Genomic DNA, 24,566 nt, shown 5'->3' on the forward strand with positions numbered 1-24,566 from the left:
CACGCCCTTTAACTATCCAACAGGGCGTGTAGTCATTACCGGCGACTTACTGATAATTGATGGAGTAAGTCACGTTACTGATAACGGTGCCCGGCGTGGTCGCGGCTTGGGCGTAGTATTGAACAGCGTACGGCAGGTCTGCGCTGAGTGCGGTGGCGTCGATGGCGATACGGCTGGTGGAAGCCACTTGTGCGGTGTCACCGGCTTTGATGGACTTGCCATTGGATGCGTCGATCAGTTGCAGTTGAACCTTGGTAGCACCGCCGCCGATGTTCTTCAAGTTGCCGCTTGCCGGATCAACCGAACCGCCGGCTTCAAAGAACGCAGCTGCGGTTTTCAGCGCTGCCGAGCATTTGCTCAACTGAATGCTGAAACCGGTCTGGCCGGCCACTTGGCCAGACGAGGTCAACGAGGCAGTGGAGATGGTCGGCAGCGTGACGGTAGTGCCTGCCGAGCCGGCCGCCCCATTCACTGCAACCTGGCAGGTCTCGGCCTTGAGTTCGCCGTTGAAATTGATGGTGCCGTCCGAAGCCATGGCAGCGGAGGTGGCGGTGGCGGCGACCAGTGCAGCGAGGACGCGAGCTTTGTAATTCATGAGTAACTCCGAGAGAGCGATATACCAGGTAAGTGAAGAAGTTTCCGGTGCTGGAGAACTTCTGTGTTGTTGCGCAGTGAAGTGTAGGGAGTCCACGCAAAACCCAATATAGGAGTGCTCCTAAAAACAACTAAGCCACTCAATATTTCAAACAATTAACGCCTCTTTCCCTCGGTGTAAACTTACCCCTTCAACTTATGTTTTTTATTGGGCTGCTCATTACTTCGTCTATAGGAGTGGTCCTAAAAAGCTGGCTATCGACGCAACGCAGACTATTTAATAACTCGCTGCAGTCCAGTCATCCATCATGAGACTCAATTGACGCGCGACCGCCACCGTTGGCCAGCTCACTTCATCGTGCAACAACAACTCGACCTTTTCGGCGCCGGCCGCAATCGCCGCCCAACCTGCCGTCTGCGCAGCGCCCTGGAGGCGATGCGCAGCCTGCATGGCAACCGGGCGGTCACGCAGGGCAACAGCGCTGAACAGACGGTTCATATCCGGGCGCAACGCTTCCTGCGGCCCTTCCCGCTCATGCCTGGAGGCACCGTGCACCTGCGTCGCGGCTACCGGCACCTGATCGCACCACAACTCAATCATTTGCTGCAATTTGTCCTGACGCACCGGCTTGCTCAGAACGCCGTCCAGGCCAGCCGCAAAACAGCGTTCGAGATAGGCATTGCCGGTCACCTGCGACATCGCAATGTTTGGGCAATGCCCGTACTGTTGTTGGCGCTCCACGTCGCGCAAAGCGCGGCTCAGGTTGAACGCGTGATGCTCATCGATCAGTACCAGAGCAACCCTGTGCTTATTGAAGAGCGCCAGCGCCTCTTCATCATCGTCCGCCGACAACACGCCCAGGCCAAAACCTTGAAGCAGGGCTTTCACTGCTTGCTGATCGGCGTACTCCGCCTCCAACACCAGTACCCAGAATGAAACCTCTATAGGCGCTGCGACAGAATCTGCCGCCCGCACTGGCGACTCAAGCGCGCCAGCCCACTCGACGGGCAACCTCACTTCGACTTGGGTGCCGCTCCCCGGAACGCTGCTCAACGTCAGCTCGCCCTGCATCAGCTTCAGCAACCGGCGACAAATCACCAGCCCCAAACCGCTGCCGCCACTGCACTTGAATGACTGCCTGGCGCGGGCATAGGGTCGAAACAGCGCAGCTTGCGCCTGGTCGGAAAAACCAATGCCGGTGTCGACCACGCGTATCAACGCCTGCGAAGTTGCCCCCGGCTGTGCGTCGGGCAGCAGCAGTTGCACCTCAACCCCGCCGTGCTCGGTGAACTTGATGGCGTTGGAAATCAGATTACGCAGCACCTGGGCCACCCGCTGGTTATCGAGCAGTGCTAAAACAACGGGACGCTGACCGGTCAATGTCAACGTCAGCCTCTTTTCCTCAGCATGGCCTCGGTAATCATCCACCTGCTGTTGCAGCAGTGACCACAGGTCCACCGGCTCAAGGTTGAGCCGCAATTGCCCGGCCTCCATTTTGGAGATATCCAGCACATCGTCTACCAGGCGCAGCAAGGTGTTGGCGCCGGTATTGGCCAGGCCCGTGAAGTGCCGCTGTTGTTCGTCCAGCGGTGTGTGCTCAAGCAGCTCAACCGCCGCCAGCACTGCGTTCATCGGCGAGCGGGTTTCATGGCTCATGACCGCCAGGAACATCGCTTTCTCGCGCTCGCGCTGCACCGCACCCCGTCGCTGCAACCGGCTTTGCCACACCAGGATGACAAGTAACAGCACAATGGCCAGTAACAGCCACAACTCACCCGCGTAATGTATGGCGATGGACCTGATGGTCGGGATATCCAGGTTCATGTCGGCGAACCAGGCGTCGAAGAAGGCCTTGCGCTCATCGCTGGTGATCGAGGCCAATGCCTTCTCCAGGATCGACAGCAGGATTTCATCGCTGTCGCGCACCGCCATGCTGACACCCGTGTGCAATTGGGGCACCACGCCGGATATCTGCAGTACGCCCTGGTACTGGCGGGAAAGATACGGGATCAACAACCACTCCGAAGCGATGGCGGCGTCTGCCTTGCCGTCCTTGACCATCGCCATCATGTCTACGGCGTTCTGCGCGGTGATGATCGTGACTCCCGGGGCCTCGTGGCGCAGGAATGCGCCATAGACTTCGCGTCCCAACATGACTAACCGTTTGTGAGCGAGCTGTTGCAGACCTGCCAGGGGCTGATCGCCGAAACGACTGACAAGAACCGTCGAACTGGTGTTGTAAGGCAGGGTGTAAAGCATCCCACGATCCTGGGCCGGGTCGTCGGAGCGGCGTCGAGTGGACAAGATGTCGACCTCCCCGCTGATCAGCATATCCTTGCGTGCGCTGCGCGTGGTGGTCAGCACCGGCTCGAAATGCAGACCGGTACGCAGGCCGATCAGCTTCAGGTATTTGGCCGACATGCCGCGCAATTGGCCACCGCTCATGTATTCGAAAGGCAGCAAGTCTTCGAACACACCCACACGCAGCACCGGATTGGCAGCGATCCAGACCACCTCCTGTTGCGTCAACGTCATGGGTGGCGAACTGGCGTACACGCCAACCGACGCCGCAAGGCACACTAACGCCAGTACCAGCAGCAGGCGCCGCATCAGCGTGCCGTCCGTTGCACACGTGTCGCCGGCAGGACGTCGAGCACTGTATCGCCGCTCAAAGCGGCCCAATGCTGCAGCAACGGTTGCAAGGCCTGGGCGTGCACCGCCCCCCACTCATGTTCGCCATACAGCAGACGCTCCATGTATTCAGCGGCCTGCGCCAGTGCCGACCATTCCATGATCAACGCCGCGCCGTGCAATCGATGAGCCACGTGCTGCGCCGATGCGCGATCACACAAGGCGACGGCTTTGACCAGGTTTGCCAGGTCGCCGGCCATTTCACGGTTGATTGAGGCTAGATCCAGCAAAGGCGCCATCAAGCTGGTGCTCGGCGCAGCCAGCTTGACCCCACACCAGCGCTCAATGACCTCGGATAACTGCCCAAGGCGTATGGGCTTGCTCAACGTCGCGTCCATGCCCGCCTCGATACAGCGTTGCAGATGACGGTCGCCGGTCAGGGCAGAGATGGCGATAATCGGGCTGCGTGCGCGCCCCAATTGTATTTCCAGGGCACGTAATCTGCGCACCAGCCCATAGCCATCCTCATCGGGCAAATCGCAGTCCATCAGCACCAGGTCATAGACGGTTTCCCTGAACAGGAGCCAGGCTTGCGCAGCGTCGGCAGCAATCACTGGCTGACAGTCAAACGCGCTGATCTGCGCGCGCAATACCTCCTGGTTGGCATAAGTATCTTCCACCACCAGAATCTGCAGCCCGCTGGTGGTTGGCTGGGTTGAGGGGGCAGCTTGCGCCAGCAAGACAGGTGCTTGCTCGCCGATGCTCACCGGTAAGTGGATAGTCACTGTGGTGCCCGTGCCCTGCTCGCTGGTCAGCGTCAATGTTCCGTGCATCAAATCCACCAACTGTCGACAAATCATCAGGCCCAACCCGGTACCCCCTGTGCGCCTGGAAGACTCGCGGGCCTGGGCATAGGGCTGAAACAGGGCGGCCTGCATTGCCTCTGAAATGCCGACGCCACTGTCGCGAACTTCAATCTGCAATTGCGGGCTGCCGTCCGGTAAAGTCGCCAACGCCACATCAATGTCGATACTGCCCGTGTCGGTAAACTTGATGGCATTGGAAATCAGGTTATGGAAGATCTGCGTGAGCCGGGAGCTGTCGAGCAGCAACAGGGGCAGTTGCGCCTGAATATGGCTGTTCAAGCTCAGGTTTTTTTCTCGCGCACGCAGTCGATGCAGGCCAACTACGCCTTGAACCAATGCCGACACGTCGATTGCCTCAAAGGCCAGCCCGGGCAGTTTGGCGACCGAGCCGGGCCTGTCCAGCACATCATCGAGCAGGCGCGCCAGGGCGTTGACGCCACTGTTGGCCAAATTGGCCAAATGGCGCTGCTGCTGGTTGAGCCGGGTGTGCCCAAGCAACTCCATCGCTGCCAGCACGGCGTTCATCGGTGAGCGGATTTCATGCCCCATCACGGCCAGGAACATGGTTTTTTCCTGCTCACCAAGTACGGCCAGGTGCCGCTGGCGCTGGCCGCGATACACCAGAGCGCACAGGCTGACCAACACCAGCGTGCCAAGGATCAGCACATGCGAATAATGGGCGGCGATACTCGGCAATGAAGGGATATTAAGGTTCAGGTCCTGGTACCAACGCCCATACAGCGTGTTGCGTTGCTCGACGCTGATGGAGGCGAACACCTTTTCAAGGATTGAATACAGCATGACCTGGTCTGTACGGGTCGCGATGCTCACATCCAGCACCTGGCTGCCGAGCACACCGGATACTTCCAGAATGCCCTGGAACCGCTGGTACAGATAAGGCGTTAGAAACATGGCTGACGCGATTGCCGCGTCGGCGCTGCCGTTTTCAACGCGGGTCAGTATCTCCAGGGCCGAAGCGCTTTTTTTGAGATTTGCCTTCACCCCCCTTCGGCGGAATATTTGCTCGTAGTACGTCACATCCGGTATCGCTACGGTCTTGCCCTGCAATTGGTCAATATCGAAGACGTCGGGGCTATCAACACGCGTGACAATGATCGGTGAGGTCGATTCGTAAGTCAGCGTTTGAAGCTCCTTGGTGGTGGGTTCAGACCGGAAGCGCAAATAGGAGGACAGCAGGTCCACCTGTCCCCCCAGCAACATGTCTTCGCGTTCTGCCAGCGTCTTCCCGGGCAGGTAAGTGAACTGAAGGCCCGTCGCGGCTGTGACAACTTGCAAATACTCCGATGACCGCCCGTGCAATACCCCCGCGTCCATGTATTCGAAAGGAATCAGATCCTCAACCACCCCGACCCGTAATACCGGATGCGTCTGGATCCAGTGCTTTTGCTCTGCACTCAGTTCGACCGGACCGGCCCTTACACCAGGCACCAGCATTATCAGCAAGCACCATAACGCCACGACGCACCGCCCCGTTTTCATGGTGTACCGATGATCTTGTTGAGCTTGAACAGCTCATTGTTGGACGTCACCCCGAGCTTGCGGAATGCAGAGGTTTTTTGCGTGCTGATGGTTTTGATGCTGCGATTGAATTTCTCGGCTATTTCACTCACGGTCATGCCTGCCAGATAACAGCGAATGACTTCCTGCTCACGGCTGGTCAGCTCCGCCAGCGCCAAGGCGTCCCGCTCTTCAGCGGGGCTTGCACTTTTCTCACCTGTGACCGTTTCCGCCAGGCGATACGTCATGTCGGTGTTCAAATACACCGCACCCGCTGCGACTTTTCGAATCGCCTTCACCAACTGGCTCATGTCTTCGCCCTTACCCACAAAACCACGGGCCCCGACCCGCATGGCGAGGCCCACTGTCGCCGGATCATGATGGCTGGACAGGATCAGGATATGGCAGTTGGGAAATTTGACGCGTAAAGCGCGGATCAGTGATACACCGTCCAACTCATTGGGATTAAGGGAGAAATCCAGAAGTAGTAAATCTGCCGGTGCCGTAACAAGGCCTACAATTAAGTCGCGGCTTTTTTCATAAATGCCAACCACTTCAAAGTTCGCCTCGGCTGCCAACGTATTGGCAAGGCCATGTCGAACGACCGCGTGGTCATCCAATAACGCAATGCGTATGGTTTTCATCGTGATCGTACCCTCTCGGTCCGGCGCGCACCGCACCGTCGAAATACAGGGATAACTCATCGATACAACGTCTAATACGCACATGAGTATATGCAATAGCCGCAAAATGACACGCGCACAGCAGATGAATTCGTGCCGCTCAAACCCCTTCGATAATATGCCTGATCCTGAATAACTCATTGTTCGACATCACCCCCAACTTGCGAAATGCGGAGGCTTTTTGCGAGCTGATGGTTTTGATACTGCGGTGGAATTTCTCGGCGATTTCCGTGATGGTCATGCCGGCCAGGTAACACCGGATCACCTCCTGCTCGCGCGCAGAAAGGCTGACAAAGCGCAGGGCTTCATCCCGGCCTTTGGCCTCGCCGTCATAGCTCACGGCGGTAGCTTCCGCCACGCGGTAGGCCATGTCCGGGCTCAAGTACACCGCGCCCGAGGCCACCAGGCGGACTGCGCAGATCAACTGCTCCATGTCCTCGCCCTTGCCCAGAAACCCGCGTGCGCCCACCCGTAACGCCAGAATTGCCGTCGCCGCATCGTGGTGCGTCGAAAAGATCAGGATCCGGCAGGTTGGAAACTTCACGCGCAGCGCGCGAATCAACGAAATACCATCCAGCTCGCAGGGGCCGAGCACAAAATCGAGCAGCAATATCTCAGCCGGTTCGGTCGCCAGCCCAGCCATCAGATCACGGCTACGGCTATACACGCCGACCACTTCAAAGTCCGGTTCCTGTACCAGTCGATTGACTAAACCATGTCGTACAATTGCATGATCATCCAGCAAAGCAATGTGTAAACGTTTCATAGATCAAGGAACACTCTTTATAACGAGCAAAAAGACGAGAACCGAAACTTATCGACTGTTAGTTAGTTCTCGACGTTTCAAGCGCACAGTTCACCAGCCGAGCGACTACGCCTCAGCAGCAGGATATTCAAAAGCACTGAACATTTGAAAAATCAGACGATGCGCAACTTAATGCAATGGCGCCCCGATGAATATCAGACTGCTCTTAAAAGCGTATGGCTCACTCAATTGCCGAGGCGCCGTTGCTGTTCTGTTGGGTCACAAAGTTCAGGAAGGCATCGATTTCCATCGGCCGCGCCAAGGCATAGCCTTGTCCAACCCGGCAGCCCAAACGGTGCAGCAACGGGATCGTCGACTCATCCTCGATCCCCTCCGCCACCAGGCTCAGGTTGAGCAGCCGCGCCCAGTTGACGATGCCGGCGATGACATTACGTGACGAGGAATGCTGTTCGACCCCCCGGACAAACGAGCCATCGATTTTCATCTCGTCAAACGAAAGGTTTGCCAGCAAGGCGAAGGTCGCCGTCCCTGTGCCGAAATCATCCATCGACACCTGGAAGCCCTTGGCCCGAATAGCGGTCAACGAGGCCGACAGATACAACTCATTGGGTTCGGGCACGTCTTCGGTCAGCTCGATCTTGAGCAGGCGATTGGGCAGCTCTGCCTGCCGCATTCTGGCTGCCAGGCGATCGGCGAAGTTGGGCGTACAAATCGTCTTGGCCGAAGCATTTACGGCAATGGGAATCTGGATGTTCGCGCGCTTGAGCGACAGCATGACCTTGATCGTCCACATTTCCACCAGGCTGAACAACAGCAAATCCAGGCCCAGGCGGTTGACCAAAGGCATGAGTACCGAAGGTGGTACTTCACCAAAGCGCGGGTGCTTCCAGCGCACCAATGCTTCGGCCCCCACAATGCGCCGGCTGAGCAATTCGAACTGCGGTTGAAACACAAAGCGCAGCCCGTCGCCGGTCGTCAGCGCATGGATCACTTCATCTTCGGCCAGAGCATCGAAGGTGTTTTTGCGCAAGGAGGGGTCGGGTTGCACGCGAGTCAGTACCGTGGCGCGTAGTGCATCACCCAAGTCCAGGGTGCCGCCTTCGCGCACGATCTCGACGAAAATGCCCGCCGCCTTTGCCAAGCGGGCATGGGACTCCAGGGCGCTGACCGCGACCCCACCCATGTACTTGATCCAGAGCGGCTTGGCCGGCCTTTCACGCGCAGACGTCCGTGCACCGTCCACGGTCCCACTCGGTGCGCCCAGCGTGGTTTCGCCCATCCAGAAAATGCCAGGAAACTGGGCCAGTTTCCCTGACTCGTGACATGCCTTGAGCAAGCTCGGCAACATCAAGCCATCGCCGCATTCAGGGCGAATTTCACACAGGATGACATCGACCGGATAATCCTCCAGCCACGCTTGCAGCGCGTCCAGGGATTCGACGTTGGCCAGGGGCAGAACGCCCATGCCGCTCAAGGCGGATGCAAGCCGATGTGCGCACGCCGCATCGGATGCCAGCGTAATTACACGTAACGCGCTGAACTCGTTGGGCACGGCGACATTTAGGATCATGACAAGGAATTTCCCGAGACTATTTCTTCAGGGAAAAAGCTTATCAGCGCCAAAATAGAAACAAATAGGACTGGGACTAAAATCCAGTGCTGACGGAATGTCGCTGGGCTCATATGTGCATGTGCCGCCAGAGCTTCCAGGCCCAAGGCTTGCTTGAAGTTTTTCCTGAACCAGGAAAGCGTCTTCGCCATGCGCTGATGCGGCGTGCCGTCGCCGACGATATGCTATCGATAAGGCGGCGCGTTCGCTGTCGTGACGATGTAATCAAGCTTGAGGGGTAATGACGTGTTTAAACAGAGGATGCTTAACGACCATGGCTGAATACCTTCTGCCCCCCGCTGCCCCACACTGGCTGATCCGCCAAGCCACCCCCGACGATGTGCATGCCTTGGTCGCACTGGATGCCTACGCAACCGAGCATGCCAGCCGTCGCGTGTTTATCTATGACGCCGTGGTTCGCCAGCAATGTCTGGTAGCCGTCGACGCTAACGTGTGCGCCGGCTACCTGGTGCTCACCCACGATTTTTTCAACCATGGGTTTATTGCCCTGGTGGTGGTTTCACCGCTGTACCAGCGCCAGGGCGTCGCCCTTCGTCTGCTGTCAGCGGCCGAAGCAGCCTGCAAGACGCCCAAGCTGTTCGCGTCGACCAATGCCTCCAACGGCGCGTCCCAGGCCCTGCTGACGAAAGCCGGCTTTATTCCCAGCGGGCAGATCGAGAATCTGGACGATAACGACCCTGAACGTGTGTACGTCAGGTTCATTCGCTGACCTCCATAAGGTGCCTTCTGCGCGGCCAGGAACCTTTTCTCGAATGCGCAATCTGTGGTTCACCCTTTTGAAGCGATCGAGACCCTGCGCATGCTTGTGAAAAAAGCCGTCCTCTGCCTGGCACTGCTAAGTGCCGGCTTCATCGCAGGCTATGCGGCCAAACCCACCCCGCAGTTGCAAGTCACCGCTGGCCAACTGATGGAGTGCGGCGAACTCATGATCCCGACGCTTGGGATGTGAGCCGCGCATACCCAGGTAAAAGCCGTTTCAGCCGCTCGACGTCACGTGCGCAGGATGCACGTTGAACCCATTGCGCCCCGCCGCCTTCGCACCGTAAAGCGCTGCATCGGCCGCCTCGACCAAACCCAACACCGGCTCCAGCCGTGAGCCCATGCCCGTCGCAACGCCGATACTCACGCTCACGCGCCCGAAGGGGCTGCCTGGGTGTGTGATGTTCTCCTGCTGTAGGCGCGAAAGAATGCGTTGCGCGACCACCGTAGCGCCTGAGCTGTCAGTCGCGGGCAGGATGATCGCCATTTCTTCTCCGCCATAGCGCGCCACCAGGTCCGACGGGCGCCGCACGCACGTTTCCAATAACGTGCTGACTGCCTGCAAGCACGCATCTCCCGCGACGTGACCAAAGGCATCGTTGAAGCGTTTGAAATGGTCGATATCGAGCATCAGCAATGCCAGCGACGTACCTTCGCGCTGCGCCCGACGCGCTTCCACGGCCAGCGTTTCGTCAAAACAGCGGCGGTTGGCCAGGCCGGTCAGCGCGTCCTTTTTCGCTAATAGCGCCAATTGCCGATTGGAGTCGAGCAACTGTTGCTGGGCGACACGCAACGCCTCTTCCGCCGCCGTACGCCTGCGGATATCCAGGATCAGAAACCAGCCGATCAGCCCCGTCAGCCCCAGCAGCCCCGCCACCACGACCGCTGACAGTGCCGCCTCGATGCGCCACGCCGCGAGGGCTTCGTGCTTGCCCAACGCGACCGTGGTGATCAGCGGCAGGGTTTCGCTTTTGCGAAAGGCATAGAGTCGCTCTACCCCGTCCAGGCTGGAGGTATAGGCCGCAGTGCCCACAGGCTGGTCGACGAGGTACTTGGAATAAATAGGCGAGGTGGAAAAGTTGCGGCCCATGTCCTGCTCGCGGAAGGGGTAACGCACCAGCAACGTGCCGTCGGCGTAGGACAGGCCGATGGCGCCCTCCTGGCCTACATCGAGCTTGCCGAATACCCGCAGAAAGTTTTCCACCCCCAGGGTCACAGCGACCACGCCAGCGAAGTTGCCGGCCGCGTCGTTGAAACGGCGGCTGATGGTCACCACCCATTCATGGTTGGCGCGGCTTTGAATCGGCGGGCCAATAAAAGGTTCAGCGCTCGGATCGTCGCGATGGTGGATGAAATAGGCCCGATCACTGCTATTGGCGCCCTCCGGAATCGCACGATTGGAAGACAGCAGCCACCGGCCCTGATGATCATAAATGGTGATGCCGCTGAGCTGCGGCATCAGCGGCTGCTGTCGGTTGATCAGCGTACTGATGCGCTGGATTTGCACCGGGCCACTGCCTTCGGTTTCCAGGCGCTCAACCAGCCCCAGCAACAGCAACGAGCTTTGCCGCACGATGCCTTCGGTATAGGTGTTAAGGGCCTGGGTCAGGTTCAAGCCATGCACGTCCACTTCCGCCAGCGCACGGTCGCGGGAAGACAGGACTTTCCAAATCGTCAGCGAAGTCAGGGAACAGCCGATCACCAACAGCAACAGCATCACAAGACGGGTATCACGCTTCACGTCAGCACCTTAAGGAAGTCCGGTTTCCGTTCCAGCCATCATTCGAACGTCGGTACTCACAGGGGCAACCGGTTCCAGAGTGCCAGCATACAAGCAGTCTGTGCGGGCTGCAGCAACAGAGTGTGCGGGTGAGCGCCGGCCAGAAGAGCCAGCGCCTTTCATGACCACTATCAAGCAGCGTATTGAATGCTAAACCAACCGTTAAAGTCGCCATTAATTCAATATCAATCGACGCAGCAAACTTATACGAAGCGGCACTCTCCGGGCCTACTTGTACAAGTCTCGTCTGCCACTCTACCGTTCATCGCCCTTTTTAAAAAATTTCAAAACATCTGCGCACTTTCCCTTATCAGAAAAGATGTCCGTTGCATAAACGGGCAACTAGCGAAACGACATTTCAAAACTGGGAGTATTGTTATGACGACGAGCAATAAAAACCCTGGAAACTTTGCCAACGATCGCGAAAAAGCATCAGAGGCGGGAAAGAAAGGTGGACAGGCCTCTGGCGGCAATTTCGCCAACGACCGCGAGAAAGCCTCGGAAGCCGGGCGTAAAGGCGGCCAGAACAGTCATGGTGGGGGGCGTAAGTCCTGACCACACGGGCAGTACCGCTGTTCCGTTTGTTAACAAAGGGCATTGATCATGCGTGCGTCCATTGATAATCAGCGCGGCGAGCCAGCTCGCAGGCCGATTGTAGAAGTGCAAACTAAAGCAAGGACTGGCCTGCGTTCTAATACGTCTGCGTGTTACGAACATCAGCAACTTGTTGAACAAGCCGAAGTCACGATAAGTGCATCTAAACCGCCACCTTTGTGTGAAAGGCACTTATAACCGTGCAGCTTGATGCACGCGACCAAGTGCACGTTTCCAGCACAATCGAAGTGAACGTTACATTACCGACATAACGACGAGGTAACTGAACATGACTACTCAAGACAAGCAAGACAAGATGAGCGTCAGCGAAGCGGGTAAAAAAGGCGGCCAGAACAGCGGGGGCAATTTCAAGAATGACCCCGAACGCGCCGCCGAGGCGGGCAGCAAAGGCGGCCAGAACAGTGGCGGCAATTTAGCCAACGACCGTGAAAAGGCTTCCGAAGCCGGGCGTAAAGGTGGCGAACACAGCCACGGCGGCGGACGTAAAAGCTGATGTGCTTGATGCAGGGGAGCCGTGCTCCCCTGCTTTCATTGATGAGGGACACCATGCCTTTACACATTATCAACTTCACCGCACCGGTCACCGCTTCTACGTGCAGCCAACTGATTGAAAAAGCCTCGTTGGCCGTACAACAAGATGCCCAGGGCCTGGTACTGAATATCGCCACCATGGGTGGTGAATGCAGCTACGGCTTTACGATGTACAACTTTTTATTGTCCCTGCCGATTCCAGTGCATACCCATAACCTTGGCACTGTGGAATCCATGGGCAATATCATCTTTTTGGCCGGTGAGCGCAGGACCGCCTGCAAGCACAGCAAATTCCTGTTCCACCCCTTCCACTGGCATGTGCAAGGCGCGGTTGACCATTCGCGAATGTCCGAATACGCGATGAGCCTCGATTACGACTTGCAGTTGTACGCACGCATCGTGGCCGAGCGCACCGCAGATGCCGTCGAAAAACTGGAGACCGAAAAGTACCTGATCGCCGCGCCCCGCATTCTTGATCCGCAACAAGCGCTGACCGCCGGCTTGATCCATGGGATCGAACTGCCCGTGATCAAGGCGGAGTTCGTGAGCAGCTTCATTCATTCCTAGGGCTTAGGAAGCAAAAACCGCACACAAAGTACGCAGCACAACGGCAAAAACCTGAACCCACGAACCGAGCGTGCGCACGCGCCCGCCGATAAGCTTGCTACGTTTTGATTCCTCGGCAGCCGTGCTGCACGCCATTACCCAACTATCACCGCAACATACTGGCATTGAAACATCAACTAATCGCTTGTTTGAATTCTTCCCTTTTAGCAGTTGAAAACGCTCGCTTCTTAATTGAGAGTGGCCGTTTCATTCAGGGAGGAATCGATGTGACGCATCTACAAGCGAACCGACGTTGCCTGCACTGCAAACAACCTTACGAATCAACGCTGGATGACCCGGACTACCTGATGTCGCCAGCGTCAGACATGCTGTGCCTGGCGTGCAAGCAACAGTATGCAGCCGACATCATGAAAGAGGCGCTGCAACGCAGCGTGCAAAAGTTGTGCATGTTGCAGGAGCGACGCAAAAAACAGTAAACACTTGCCTCGCTCCTGCCGCCCCTAATGCCATCATCCAATAAAAACACATTCATTCGGGGGGCGGTGGTACATAGGGCTTTGCAATAAACGGGATACTCCCAGACGGACGCCATCTTACATTCTCAAGACCGTAGCGCTCGGCCAGCGGTTTGCTGATACGTTTGATCTTTTCATTACGCGACCTGGGAATAATGCCAATGCCTGCATCGCAACAGGCCCAATGCCACGCCTCTGCGTTATTCATCACCTCCGCTCTTATAATGAAAGACTTAGGCTCATGGTGGTATTCGTATTCGATGACATATAAAGAATTTTTCATAACCTCTCCTTCTGATTTTTTTGTTATTTGCTCAGAACGAAGGTTCAGAAATTTTAATGTTTTAATGACGACGATCACGCACTTGCTGTTGCACTACCGTTCGTCGGCCTCGCATTAAAAAAATAAAACGGTTCATGCTTCTTAAGTTTCTGAATACTGAGTCTGTTCACTCCAGGCTCTTGGTAAAAACTCCTGTCTTGCCCGCACTCCGTGCGGGCTTTTTTATTTTGCCGCGACGCTACACTGTGGCGAGGGAGCTTGCTCCCGTGACGGCCTGGCAGCCGACGCTTGTCCAACTGACGCATCGAGGTCCAAGCTTGCCTGTCGGACCAAAATCCTCGTCGGCTGTCAGGCCGTCATCGCAGGCAAGCCAGCTCCCACATTCAAGATCGCGGAGCCACTCAATCGTCGTCGTGCACGTGAGCGTCAGCACAGGGCAGTCGGCCGGACTCACCTCCGGCAATCCGTTCCGCCTGATCAATACCGCGTTTGAGCGCGTCATTCACCGTCCATTCGGCACCCGGCAACTGCTTGATGCGTTCAACCACACATTGTCCCGTCGCGGTATAAACACAGAGCAGCACTTCAATATCAGCATCGTCCCTCTCTCGGGCCCTGACTTCGATATGGCAGCCGTTTTCGACTTCCCGGGTGAAGCATTTTTCTTCCAGTGCTTTTGAGACCCAGGCTTTATAGGTGTTGCCACGTATAAACATAGCGCTTCTCCAAAACCGTTAGTGGGGTTGGCCATCAACTAACGACTGAAATCCCTAACCAGAATTCAGACTTTCTGCAAGGCCACCTCCATCATGCACCGATAAAAACCTTTTACCGTTTCGCCTGTTAAACCGTTCGTCAGGCGAGGAAACAAATTGTTAAACCAACCCACCGGGCTCTATTCAAAATGTTCGGGAGCGCGGCGAAATACGCCCTGCAGAGCGGCAGCAAAAGCCAATAAAACCGAGCAGTAGAAGCACTTTGTCTACTGACGGCACCTTATTGCCGAGTGTTTAACACCTGACGGCTCCTGAGGTTAACAAGCGCTTCGCTTAGTTAACGATTGAGCACTGATTCGGCACAGCAAAACGCAAGTTTCCAATACAGGAGCAAGGCATGAAACGAGCGATGGGTTATTGCCTGGTCACTATCACCAGCCTCTTCTTACTCACCAGTTGCAACCTGGTGGTATTCAACCCCAAGGGGCAAGTAGCAACCGATGAGCGCGACCTGATTATTCTCGCTACGGGGCTGATGCTGCTGGTGGTCGTTCCGGTGATTGTGATGATGTTTGTCTTCGCCTACCGCTACCGCGCCACCAATAAAAAAGCGCGTTACTCCCCCCGCTGGGCCAGTTCGCACAAAATCGAAGCGGTGGTATGGGGCGTTCCCCTGCTGATCATCATCGTCCTGGGGTGGGTCACGTGGGAGACCACCCACGCACTCGACCCCTATCGCCCGCTGGAGTCAGACACCCCGCCGATCAATGTGCAGGTGGTGGCCACCGACTGGAAATGGCTGTTTATCTACCCTGACCTGGGCATCGCCAGCGTCAACGAACTGGCCCTGCCGGTGCACACGCCGGTGAGTTTCACCGTCACCTCCGACGCGGCCATGACCTCGTTCTTTATTCCCGCACTCGGCGGGCAGATCTACGCCATGGCCGGCATGCAGACCAAGTTGCACCTGATCGCCAACGAAACCGGTGAGTTCAGAGGGATTGCCGCCAACTACAACGGCCCCGGTTTTTCCGACATGCATTTCACCACGCTGTCCCTGAGCACTGCCGACTTTCAAACCTGGGTGACAAAGGTCAAGGGCGCGGCCACCTCTCTGGATCACAGCTCTTACGCGCAATTGGCCAAGCCCACCCTCAAGCACCCGGTGACCTATTACTCGGCGGTACAGGAGCGCTTGTTCCTGGACATCGTCGATAAATACGAGGGCATGAACAAGGCCAATAAACCCCGGCGCTCGCCATTGAGCGACGCTGCACAACGCACCGATCAACACCCAAGTCTGCTGGCTGAGGAGCGGTAACCATGTTCGGAAAACTGTCGTGGGACGCGATCCCAACCACTGAACCCATTGTGATGTACACCCTGGCCATCGTGGGCCTGATCGGGGTGGCGTTGGTGGGCTCGATTACCTGGAAACGCAAGTGGAGCTATTTGTGGCGCGAATGGTTCACCTCGGTGGACCACAAGAAGATCGGTTGCATGTACATCATCGTCGCCCTGGTGATGCTGCTGCGTGGGTTTTCTGATGCGATCATGATGCGCACCCAACAAGCCATGGCCGCCAGCGGCGGGCCGGGTTACCTGCCGCCGGAACATTACGACCAGATCTTCACCGCCCACGGTGTGATCATGATCTTCTTCATGGCCATGCCCTTCGTCGTCGGCTTGATGAACATCGTCGTGCCGTTGCAGATCGGCGCTCGGGATGTGGCCTATCCGTTTCTCAACGCCCTGAGTTTCTGGCTGTTCGTGGTGGGTGCGGCGCTGGTGAACATTTCGCTGGGGGTCGGTGAGTTCGCGCGCACCGGCTGGGTCGCGTATCCGCCGTTATCCGAGCTGGGCTACAGCCCCGGCGTCGGCGTGGATTACTACATCTGGTCATTGCAGATATCCGGCATCGGCACGCTGCTCACGGGGGTGAATTTCTTCGTCACCATCCTGAAGATGCGCACCGAAGGCATGACGCTGTTCAAGATGCCGGTGTTCACCTGGAATGCGCTGTGCACCTCGGTGCTGATCCTGGCGGCATTCCCGATCCTCACCGCCACCCTGTTGATGCTGACCCTGGACCGTTACCTGGGCATGCATTTTTTCACCAACGAGGCCGGCGGCAACCCGATGATGTACGTGAACCTCATCTGGGCCTGGGGGCATCCGGAGGTGTACATCCTGATCCTGCCCGCGTTCGGGGTGTTTTCCGAGATTGCCGCCACGTTCAGCAGCAAGCGGCTGTTCGGCTACGTGTCGCTGGTATGGGCGACCATCGCGATCACCGTGTTGTCGTTCATCGTGTGGCTGCATCACTTTTTCACCATGGGCGCGGGGGGCAACGTCAACGCGTTCTTCGGCATCATGACGATGATCATCGCGGTGCCGACCGGGGTGAAAATCTTCACCTGGTTGTTCACCATGTACCGCGGCCGCGTGCGCTTCGAAACGCCCATGCTGTGGACCCTGGGCTTTATCGTGACCTTCAGCATCGGCGGCATGACCGGGGTGCTGCTGGCGGTGCCCGGGGCCGATTTCCTGCTGCACAACAGCCTGTTCCTGATCGCGCACTTTCACAACGTGATCATCGGTGGCGCGGTGTTCGGCTATATGGCCGGCCTGACGTATTGGTTCCCCAAGGCGTTCGGTTTCCGCTTGAACGACAAGCTGGGCCGCATCGCCTTCTGGTGCTGGCTGGTGGGCTTTTATTTCGCGTTCATGCCCTCCTACGTGCTGGGTTTCATGGGCATGACGCGCCGTCTCAATCATTTCGACAACCCCGAGTGGCGGCCCTGGCTGCTGCTGGAGCTGCTGGGGGTGGCGATCATCCTCTGCGGCGTGGCGGCGCAAGCCTTGCAATTGTTTGTCAGCATCCGCAACCGTCATCAATACCGCGACCTCACCGGCGACCCGTGGGACGGGCGCACCCTGGAATGGGCCACCGCGTCCCCGCCGCCGCTGTACAACTTCGCCGAGCAGCCCAAGGTCAATGACCTGGACGCGTACTGGGGCATGAAGGAGCGCGGCGTCAGCACCCTCAGCCACACCGACTATCGCAGCATCCACATGCCGCGCAATACCGCGTCGGGCCTGGTGATCAGCCTGTTTGCGCTGGTCTGCAGCTTTGCGTTGGTGTGGCACATCTGGTGGTTGGCGGCGTTCGGCCTGGTGGCCTCGGTGGTCGCGTTCGTGGTGCGCAGCTACGACGAAGACACCGATTACTTCGTGCCCGCGCAGGAAGTCGCGCGCATCGAAACGGCACGTCTCAAAGACCTGGCAGAGGCTTGACCCATGTCCAATATCGTTATGGAAAAAGACATCGCCCACACCCACGAACAAGGGCATGAAGACGCCGGTTCCCTGAGCCTGTTCGGGTTCTGGATCTACCTGATGACCGACTGCATCCTGTTCGCGACCTTGTTCGCCGGCTACGCCGTATTGCGCGACAGCGTGGCGGGCGGGCCGTCGAGCATGGATATTTTTGAACTGCCCTATGTGCTCGCCGAAACCATGCTGCTGCTGTTGAGCAGTATCACCTACGGCTACGCCATGCTCGCCATGAACCACGGCAAGCAACGCGATGTGCTGCGCTGGCTGGGGCTCACGTTCGTGTTGGGCGCGGGCTTTATCGCCATGGAGATCAACGAATTCCACCATCTGATCGAAGAAGGCTACGGGCCGGACCGCAGCGGCTTCCTGACGGCCTTCTTCACCCTCGTCGGCACCCACGGCGCGCACGTGTTCACCGGGCTGATCTGGATGGCGGTGCTGATGGTCCAGGTCAAGCAACGCGGCCTGACCAGCACCAACGCCACCCGGCTCAGTTGCCTGAGCCTGTTCTGGCACTTTCTGGACGTGGTGTGGATCTGCGTCTTTACCGTGGTCTATCTGTTGGGGGTGGTGTGACATGTACAAGCAAAGCTCGCTTCACAGCAGTGCCGGTACCAGCCATGGCAGCAGTCGCTCCTATCTGGTCGGGTTCCTGGTGTCAGTACTGCTCACCCTGATCCCGTTCGGCCTGGTGATGTTCCCGTCACTGCCGCGCACCTTCACCGCCTGGCTGGTGGTGGCGTTGGGCGCAATACAGATCGTGGTCCACCTCAAGTTCTTCCTGCACCTGGACACGGCCGAAGAACAACGCTGGAACCTGATTGCGCTGATTTTCTCGGCGGTCATCATTCTTCTGTTGGTGGGGCTTTCGTTATGGATCATGGACAGTATTCATCACAACATGCTGGCGCACTGAAACACTGGCGGGGGCTGTTCAATAGCGCCATCGAGCTCACCAAGCCGGGCATTATTGTCGGTAACCTGGCCTCGGTGCTGGGCGGTTACCTGCTTGCCGCCAGCGGGCATGTGGCCTCGGTGACGCACGGGCTTGCCACCCTGCTCGGCACGGCCCTGGTAATCGGTTGCGGCTGTGTCATCAACAACTGCATTGACCGCGACATCGACCGGCGCATGGTGCGTACCTGTCATCGGCCATTGGCATTGCGCACCATCAGGGTGTCCACTGCCGCAGGCTATGGGATCGTCCTGGGCGCCTGCGGTTTTGGCTTGCTGTGGGCCGGCAGCAATGCGCTGGCGTGTGGGCTGGCAATGGTCGGGCTGGTGATCTATGCGGGGGTCTACACCTACTGGCTCAAGCGGCGTTCCCACTGGGCCACCTTGATCGGCAGCGTCTCCGGGGCGATGCCGCCGGTGATCGGCTATTGCGCGGTCACCGGGCAGTTTGACCTCACGGCCATGCTGCTGATCGCGGTGTTCTGTTGTTGGCAGATGCCGCATTCACACGCCATCACCGTGATGCGCCGCGAGGATTTCCGCGCCGCAGGCTTGCCGCTGTTGAGCCTGGCCCAAGCCCATCGGCAGATCCAGGCGTACATGCTGGCCTTTCTCGCCAGCGCCCTGATGCTGGGCGCGGTGGCGCAGATGGCGGCGTTGTATTTTGTGGTGATGGTCGGGCTTGGGGGGTATTGGCTCACCCTGGCGGCCAGCAGTACACGGCTGACTGATCCGACCGGCTGGGCGCGCAGGATATTCGGGTTTTCAATTGTGCTGGTGCTGGCCCTTAACCTGGCGTTGGCGGTGCTGAGGTAGCTTTGTGGGCTGGCACTCAAGGGATGCAATGCTCAAACGAAGATCAACTGTGGGAGCTGGCTTGCCTGCGAAAGCGGTCGTGCTGTAACAGATGCAGTGACGGACACGCCGCCTTCGCGGGCAAGCCAGCTCCCACATTTTGAGCGCATTGGCCTGCTCGATCAGGCATCGAGCACCGCCCGGATTTTGCGCGGCAAATCAGCAGGCTGATACGGCTTGGGAATCAACTCGAACTCATGCACCTCTATCTCCGCGCGGGCCAACGCGTCTTTCGCATAGCCGGTAGTCAGCAAGATCCTGATGTGCGGATACAAGCGCGACACCTCCCGCGCCAACGCCGCGCCATTCATCGCGCCGGGCATGATCAAGTCACTGAACACCAAGTCATACGTCGCCTGTTTAAGCATGCCCAATGCCTCGGCGGCATTGAGGGCGATGTCCGTGTGGTAACCGTAGTCAGACAGGATCACCTGCGCCAACTCGGCCACCTCGGGCCGGTCCTCCACAATCAGGATGCGTTCGTTACCTTGCGGTGAGATGGCTGTGGGTGTCTGCTCGACCCACAGCTGGCTGTCATCTGCAGGAAAGTACAAGCGAATCGTCGTACCGATGCCCGGGTCTGAATGAATCCGCGCCGTGCCGCCCGATTGCTTGACGAAGCCATACACCATCGACAACCCCAGGCCTGAGCCCTGGCCTTCTTCCTTGGTGGTGAAGAACGGCTGCATGACTTTGTCCTGAATACCTGCGTCGATGCCGTTGCCGTTATCCGAGACCGAAATACTCACGTAACAGCCCTCGGTCAACCCATCCCGCTCGGCACCGACATCGCCCGGTACCTGGACGTTGCAGGTCTGGACGGTTACCGCTGGGTCAGCACGCCCGCGCAAAGCATCCTGGGCATTGGATAACAGGTGCTGCACTGCCAGCTCCGCCTGGACAGGGTCGATGCGGCAGTTCCACAGATCTTCGGCAAGTTCTACATGCAACTCGACGCCCTGCAGCGCACGTGCCATGAATTCGGGGCGGCTGAGCAAGCTGTTCAAGTTGATCACCCGACTGTCGAGCCGTTGCTTGCGCGAAAACGCCAGCAACTGCTGGGTCAGGGTCTGAGCTTTTTCCGCCGCTGCCCTGGCACGGCTGGCACTGTTGACGATGCGCTGCGGATCGCTACCGGGGCGCTTGGCGCTCTGCTGGATCAAGTCCAGATAACCCATCATCACTTGCAGCAGGTTATTGAAGTCATGGGCAATGCCACCGGTCAGTTGCCCCAGCGCTTCCAGGTCTTGTGCGCGACGCACGCGCTGTTTTGCGTCGTGGCGCCGGCTCACGTCCAGCTGCGATGCGAAAAAATACACCAGTTGCCCACGTTCGTTGAACAACGGCGAAATGAACAGCTCGTTCCAGAAGGTCGAGCCATCCTTGCGGTAATTGAGCACCTCGACACAGGCCTCATGGTGCTGCTCAACCGCGCGCTGCACCTGGTGCAGCGCGTTTTTGTCGGTTTGAGGCCCCTGCAAGAACCTGCAATTACGTCCGATCACTTCGTCCAGTTCAAAGCCTGTCAGGGTCAGGAACGCCTGGTTGGCAAAGATGATCGGGTTATCAGGCCCCGCGGGGTCGGTCACGATCATTGCACTGTGGCTGGCTTGCATGGCCGCAAAGAACAGGTCTTTGCGGCTGGCAGACAGCATTGCCAATTCCATACCGTCGACCACAGGCTTCTTCTTTGTCGCCAAGGTTCACCTCCAGATACGTGGTACGTGTTCCATGGACCGTGAAAACGCTGCGCAGTGCCATCTTGTGCCGAGCGGACGCGGCGCCCCCCAAGGGCACCGCACGTGTCTTTAACGCTTGGCTTGTGTGTCAGGCGCCTCAGAGCGTTGCAAAAACGCTTGCGTAAGCTCTGGCAAGTGCGCGAGCAACCACTGAGCCATGGCGACTTCCTGGGGTAGAATCTTTTCGCACGCCGCTTGTGTCTCGGCGTCACCCGCTGCCTTCGCGGCCGCGATGAGCACCGTGTAGCTGGCCACTTCCATATTTTCAAACACGTAGCCGGCCATCGCGCCCTTGATCACCTCGTCACTCATCAGCGAGCCACCGACCGCCTGACCGAAAGCCATCAGCTTGCCGCCCACGTCTTTAAGGGTCGAGGCACTGCCTCCCAAACGCGTCAGGCATTCGTCAATCAGTTGCTGCTGCCCAAGGGTTTCCTCAATGTGCTCGTCGATTCGCGCCTTTAGTTGGGGGTAATTCTGCAGGCGCTCGGACTGTGCCTTGAGCATTTTCTCGGCCTGTTGCTCCATCGCATGGGCATCACGTAGCCAGTCGAGCAGGTTTTCCTGTGGGGTTGCCATGTCGTTGTCCTCGTCAAGAAACTCGAAAGCACCGCACGCCCTTCAGCGTGCGGCTGTTCTCAATCAAAGGTCGGGCTTGGGCTTGAGGCCCGCCCCCAGGTCAGCGCCGGTGGTGGGGTCGCTGGTGGGGTCCGAGAGCGTGCGGATTTTCATCGCGCTCAGCACCGCTTCATCGTCGGCGTCCAACTGCACGCTGGCGGTGCCGTCACCGCCATCGACCGCCGGTTGTGGGTTTTCCACAAACTCCCAACCGTCACCCTGGTTCCAGGGCCCGCGCAGGTTCTCCGCGCCTTGGGACATGTTGAAGTACACCTGGGTGAACTCCGGTTTGCCCGGCAACTTGCCCTGGGGAAAATTCGGCTGGATCGCATGCAGCGCTTTTTCGAAGGATATCTGGTGAGCGATTTCCCGCGTCATCAAAAACCCCAGCGCATCTTTTACACCCGGGTCATCGGTGACGTTCATCAACCGCTCATAGACAATTTTGGCCCGGGCTTCGGCGGCGATATTCGAGCGCATGTCTGCGGTGGGTTCACCAATAGTGTCGATGTAGGCGGCGGTCCACGGCACGCCGGCAGAGTTGGTCAAAGGCGAACCCGCCCCGTACAGCAGGCTGGTGATATGCGAGTCATTGCCGGCGCCATTGAGGGCACGATACAACTCGCCCTCCTCTTCCACGCCTTCGGCCATTCGCCCCTTGGCGCCCTTGTTGAGCATGACAATGATGGAGCCGACGATCTCCAGATGGCTGAGTTCTTCGGTGGCGATGTCCATCAGCAAATCTTTGCGCCCCGGGTCGTCTTCCGCCAAGGCTTGGGTGAAGTAACGGGACGCGGCGGCCAACTCACCTTGGGCACCGCCAAACTGCTCAAGCAAAAGGTTGGCCAGGCCCGGATTGGGCTCGGCGACGCGGACGGTGTATTGAAGTCGCTTGTTATGTAGAAACATGAACAAATCTCCTCAGGCTTACGGAAAAAGGCGCCCTGCTGGAATGCGCGCCTACCTTGCATGGGAAGTGGCCTGCGCGTGGAAAATTTCAAAATAAACCAGCGCATCACGACCAGCGGTAATGCGCTGCAGGCCAAGCGAAACGGCACTTGTAGCGCAGTTCTCTCAATTGGCGCCGTCGTTTTCCGACTCGGGCACGGCGTCGATGCCGGGCGTACCGCTGGCGGGTTTGATGGTGGCGTCAGCGGGTGTTGCGGCGCTGTCGGGATGGTCCCAATCGGTAGTCGCGTTGGGGTCTTCGTCGCGCCCGGCAGTGCCGATGACGCAACCGTCTTCATTGGGTGCGTCTGGATGCTCGAGCGGCCGGTACTGTGGGTTGGATGGGTTGTGCTTCATGGCTGAAATGCTCCCGTTCACAGGTTAGGAACCTCGTTGGAACGACGCCTTTTTTTGGAGTGCGACGAAAAAGACGAATGGCAGGACCCTAAACTAAGCCGGCAGTTTCGATCTTATTAATACCGAAGCGCTGACCGGCAATAAAAGTTATACGAAGCGGCGCATCAACCAAGTTCCTGTATAACTTTTTCAGCGAAATCACCGTTCGTCGCCGGTTAGAAAAATCGGTAAAACATTTCCCAAAAAGCCAATATCGGAATAACTGTCCGTTGCGAAACGGCCAACTAACGAAACGCTAACTTAGCGATTGGAGAACTATCATGACTACAGGTAATAAAAACCCGGGCAACTTTGCCAATGATCGCGAAAAAGCCTCCGAAGCCGGTAAAAAAGGCGGCCAGGCGTCGGGCGGCAACTTCGCCAACGACCGTGAAAAAGCCTCGGAAGCCGGCCGTAAAGGTGGGCAGCACAGCCATGGCGGCGGTCGGAAGTCGGGTTCTTGAGTAACGGTAGGAGGGGCAGCCTGGCTGCCCCTTCAAACCCAATAGTTTGAACAGGCTACACCTTATAATCCCCCCTCATCCTGCCCGCTTGATTTAACAACGAGCGAACCTTCAGCCCAAGTTTCAAGTAGAGGCTTTCGACGCAAAGTTGTGGACGACCCTTCTTACAAAGCCATCACCTTGCCAGTATTTACGCCCCGTCATTATGAGCTAGCCTTACCGCGCTGAGTCCTTTATGCGGTGAACTCATGGATACGTTAACGAAAGCCGAAATCGAAACGGCCCTGTCCGCTCGCCTTCCCAAGTGCGCGGTCAAGTGCGCGCTCAACCCGGACGGCAGCCTTTCAGTCACTGTAACGGCGCACGGTATGGACCAATTCACCATCGCCAACATCAACCGCGCCCACTACCACGGTGTTTCGGGGATCAACCGGCTTGTGCGGGAAATACGTGAAGAAATGGTCATCGCCAGACAGTCTTTCTGGCTGTCATCGGTGGGGTAACAGATATGCCAGACGCTACTGACGCAACGCTGCAACCGGTCAACATTCAATACCTGCATGACACGCTGTTCGGTGTGAACACGCTCGCCAGCGAATGCATGGGGCAACTTGTGCGCACTGCGCCCGGCGTGCAGTTGCGGCTTGCACCGCCATGGCCAAAGCTATTGCCGAAGGCCCACTGGATTAGCTTTGAATGGAATGGTCAGGCCTATCGTGGCGTGGTGCAGGAGGCTGAATCCTTGACCAACGGCGACTTGCTGATGGACATCGAACCGCAGCCGTAAACGCGCACACT

General features: G+C 57.9%; 26 protein-coding genes and 1 pseudogene. 14 read left to right on the plus strand and 13 right to left on the minus strand.

Annotated features, from left to right (window positions below):
- Positions 1-46: 46 nt before the first annotated feature.
- The 6 genes from AC07S6_RS05330 to AC07S6_RS05355 all read right to left on the minus strand — a co-directional run bounded on the left by AC07S6_RS05330 (position 47) and on the right by AC07S6_RS05355 (position 8,629).
- Positions 47-595 carry a fimbrial protein gene (locus AC07S6_RS05330; RefSeq protein WP_038449771.1) on the minus strand — a complete coding sequence of 183 codons (549 nt, stop codon included), beginning with the start codon at positions 593-595 and terminating at the stop codon, positions 47-49.
- Between the two features lie 276 nt (positions 596-871).
- Positions 872-3,205, minus strand: coding sequence for an ATP-binding protein (locus AC07S6_RS05335; protein ID WP_495111868.1), 2,334 nt, complete (start codon positions 3,203-3,205; stop codon positions 872-874).
- A complete protein-coding gene (locus AC07S6_RS05340) occupies positions 3,205-5,547 on the minus strand; it encodes an ATP-binding protein (RefSeq protein ID WP_495111869.1) in 2,343 nt (780 codons plus the stop codon). Before AC07S6_RS05340 ends, AC07S6_RS05335 begins: the two co-directional genes overlap by 1 nt.
- Before the next feature lie 41 nt (positions 5,548-5,588).
- Complete coding sequence (locus AC07S6_RS05345) at positions 5,589-6,254, minus strand: response regulator transcription factor (protein WP_161906649.1); 666 nt, start codon at positions 6,252-6,254, stop codon at positions 5,589-5,591.
- A 139-nt stretch (positions 6,255-6,393) separates the two neighbouring features.
- Entirely contained in the window at positions 6,394-7,059 is a 666-nt protein-coding gene (locus AC07S6_RS05350) for a response regulator transcription factor (protein WP_038449765.1), read from the minus strand.
- Between the two features lie 220 nt (positions 7,060-7,279).
- Positions 7,280-8,629, minus strand: a complete 1,350-nt coding sequence (locus tag AC07S6_RS05355; RefSeq protein ID WP_495111870.1) for an EAL domain-containing protein — start codon at positions 8,627-8,629, stop codon at positions 7,280-7,282.
- A gap of 313 nt (positions 8,630-8,942) precedes the next feature.
- Between AC07S6_RS05355 and AC07S6_RS05360 the strand changes: the two genes are divergently transcribed.
- Together AC07S6_RS05360 and AC07S6_RS05365 are read left to right on the plus strand one after the other, a co-directional pair.
- On the plus strand, positions 8,943-9,398 hold the full coding sequence (locus AC07S6_RS05360; protein WP_495111871.1) for a GNAT family N-acetyltransferase: 456 nt from the start codon (positions 8,943-8,945) through the stop codon (positions 9,396-9,398).
- A gap of 54 nt (positions 9,399-9,452) precedes the next feature.
- The gene (locus AC07S6_RS05365; RefSeq protein WP_495111872.1) at positions 9,453-9,638 is read left to right on the plus strand and encodes a hypothetical protein; all 186 of its coding nucleotides are present in this window, start codon (positions 9,453-9,455) and stop codon (positions 9,636-9,638) included.
- A 27-nt stretch (positions 9,639-9,665) separates the two neighbouring features.
- On the opposite strand, the gene AC07S6_RS05370 is transcribed toward AC07S6_RS05365, so the two are convergent.
- Positions 9,666-11,189 (minus strand): sensor domain-containing diguanylate cyclase, encoded by a 1,524-nt coding sequence (locus tag AC07S6_RS05370; RefSeq protein ID WP_495111873.1) that lies wholly within the window; start codon positions 11,187-11,189, stop codon positions 9,666-9,668.
- Between the two features lie 417 nt (positions 11,190-11,606).
- Here AC07S6_RS05370 and AC07S6_RS05375 point away from each other — a divergent pair, with 417 nt between their 5' ends.
- The 4 genes and pseudogenes from AC07S6_RS05375 to AC07S6_RS05390 all read left to right on the plus strand — a co-directional run bounded on the left by AC07S6_RS05375 (position 11,607) and on the right by AC07S6_RS05390 (position 13,417).
- On the plus strand, positions 11,607-11,783 hold the full coding sequence (locus AC07S6_RS05375) for a con-10 family general stress protein (protein WP_019821495.1): 177 nt from the start codon (positions 11,607-11,609) through the stop codon (positions 11,781-11,783).
- Positions 11,784-12,147: 364 nt separating this feature from the next.
- Positions 12,148-12,336, plus strand: a pseudogene (locus AC07S6_RS05380) (con-10 family general stress protein); the annotation flags it as partial.
- A gap of 53 nt (positions 12,337-12,389) precedes the next feature.
- A complete protein-coding gene (locus AC07S6_RS05385) occupies positions 12,390-12,941 on the plus strand; it encodes an ATP-dependent Clp protease proteolytic subunit (RefSeq protein WP_019821492.1) in 552 nt (183 codons plus the stop codon).
- A 266-nt stretch (positions 12,942-13,207) separates the two neighbouring features.
- On the plus strand, positions 13,208-13,417 hold the full coding sequence (locus tag AC07S6_RS05390; protein ID WP_495111874.1) for a hypothetical protein: 210 nt from the start codon (positions 13,208-13,210) through the stop codon (positions 13,415-13,417).
- 52 nt (positions 13,418-13,469) lie between these two features.
- Here the strand turns inward: AC07S6_RS05390 and AC07S6_RS05395 are convergent, their stop codons facing one another.
- Complete coding sequence (locus tag AC07S6_RS05395) at positions 13,470-13,739, minus strand: DUF6555 family protein (RefSeq protein ID WP_003190473.1); 270 nt, start codon at positions 13,737-13,739, stop codon at positions 13,470-13,472.
- Between the two features lie 401 nt (positions 13,740-14,140).
- A complete protein-coding gene (locus AC07S6_RS05400) occupies positions 14,141-14,455 on the minus strand; it encodes a hypothetical protein (protein ID WP_034127106.1) in 315 nt (104 codons plus the stop codon).
- Between the two features lie 397 nt (positions 14,456-14,852).
- Here AC07S6_RS05400 and cyoA point away from each other — a divergent pair, with 397 nt between their 5' ends.
- The 5 genes from cyoA to cyoE are packed head-to-tail and all read left to right on the plus strand — an operon-like array spanning position 14,853 to position 19,564.
- On the plus strand, positions 14,853-15,776 hold the full coding sequence (cyoA, locus tag AC07S6_RS05405; RefSeq protein WP_054921139.1) for a ubiquinol oxidase subunit II: 924 nt from the start codon (positions 14,853-14,855) through the stop codon (positions 15,774-15,776).
- Between the two features lie 2 nt (positions 15,777-15,778).
- A complete protein-coding gene (cyoB, locus tag AC07S6_RS05410) occupies positions 15,779-17,752 on the plus strand; it encodes a cytochrome o ubiquinol oxidase subunit I (RefSeq protein WP_495111875.1) in 1,974 nt (657 codons plus the stop codon).
- Positions 17,753-17,755: 3 nt separating this feature from the next.
- Positions 17,756-18,370 carry a cytochrome o ubiquinol oxidase subunit III gene (locus tag AC07S6_RS05415; protein ID WP_054895700.1) on the plus strand — a complete coding sequence of 205 codons (615 nt, stop codon included), beginning with the start codon at positions 17,756-17,758 and terminating at the stop codon, positions 18,368-18,370.
- 1 nt (position 18,371) lies between these two features.
- Positions 18,372-18,710, plus strand: a complete 339-nt coding sequence (gene cyoD / locus AC07S6_RS05420) for a cytochrome o ubiquinol oxidase subunit IV (protein ID WP_019821483.1) — start codon at positions 18,372-18,374, stop codon at positions 18,708-18,710.
- Complete coding sequence (gene cyoE, locus AC07S6_RS05425) at positions 18,668-19,564, plus strand: heme o synthase (protein ID WP_495111876.1); 897 nt, start codon at positions 18,668-18,670, stop codon at positions 19,562-19,564. Before cyoD ends, cyoE begins: the two co-directional genes overlap by 43 nt.
- Before the next feature lie 161 nt (positions 19,565-19,725).
- Here the strand turns inward: cyoE and AC07S6_RS05430 are convergent, their stop codons facing one another.
- The 4 genes from AC07S6_RS05430 to AC07S6_RS05445 form a co-directional block, all read right to left on the minus strand.
- Entirely contained in the window at positions 19,726-21,303 is a 1,578-nt protein-coding gene (locus tag AC07S6_RS05430; protein ID WP_495111877.1) for a histidine kinase famiy protein, read from the minus strand.
- Positions 21,304-21,411: 108 nt separating this feature from the next.
- The gene (locus AC07S6_RS05435) at positions 21,412-21,921 is read right to left on the minus strand and encodes a ferritin-like domain-containing protein (RefSeq protein WP_073842825.1); all 510 of its coding nucleotides are present in this window, start codon (positions 21,919-21,921) and stop codon (positions 21,412-21,414) included.
- Between the two features lie 63 nt (positions 21,922-21,984).
- Complete coding sequence (locus tag AC07S6_RS05440) at positions 21,985-22,869, minus strand: manganese catalase family protein (protein ID WP_014718025.1); 885 nt, start codon at positions 22,867-22,869, stop codon at positions 21,985-21,987.
- A gap of 165 nt (positions 22,870-23,034) precedes the next feature.
- Positions 23,035-23,265, minus strand: a complete 231-nt coding sequence (locus tag AC07S6_RS05445; RefSeq protein ID WP_371359831.1) for a hypothetical protein — start codon at positions 23,263-23,265, stop codon at positions 23,035-23,037.
- 320 nt (positions 23,266-23,585) lie between these two features.
- Here AC07S6_RS05445 and AC07S6_RS05450 point away from each other — a divergent pair, with 320 nt between their 5' ends.
- The 3 genes from AC07S6_RS05450 to AC07S6_RS05460 all read left to right on the plus strand — a co-directional run bounded on the left by AC07S6_RS05450 (position 23,586) and on the right by AC07S6_RS05460 (position 24,555).
- On the plus strand, positions 23,586-23,768 hold the full coding sequence (locus AC07S6_RS05450) for a con-10 family general stress protein (protein ID WP_003190457.1): 183 nt from the start codon (positions 23,586-23,588) through the stop codon (positions 23,766-23,768).
- A gap of 248 nt (positions 23,769-24,016) precedes the next feature.
- A complete protein-coding gene (locus tag AC07S6_RS05455; protein WP_003190434.1) occupies positions 24,017-24,271 on the plus strand; it encodes a DUF1652 domain-containing protein in 255 nt (84 codons plus the stop codon).
- A gap of 5 nt (positions 24,272-24,276) precedes the next feature.
- A complete protein-coding gene (locus tag AC07S6_RS05460) occupies positions 24,277-24,555 on the plus strand; it encodes a hypothetical protein (protein ID WP_020303212.1) in 279 nt (92 codons plus the stop codon).
- Positions 24,556-24,566 lie beyond the last annotated feature (11 nt).

The organism is Pseudomonas sp. GW821-FHT07B01 (assembly GCF_059419065.1).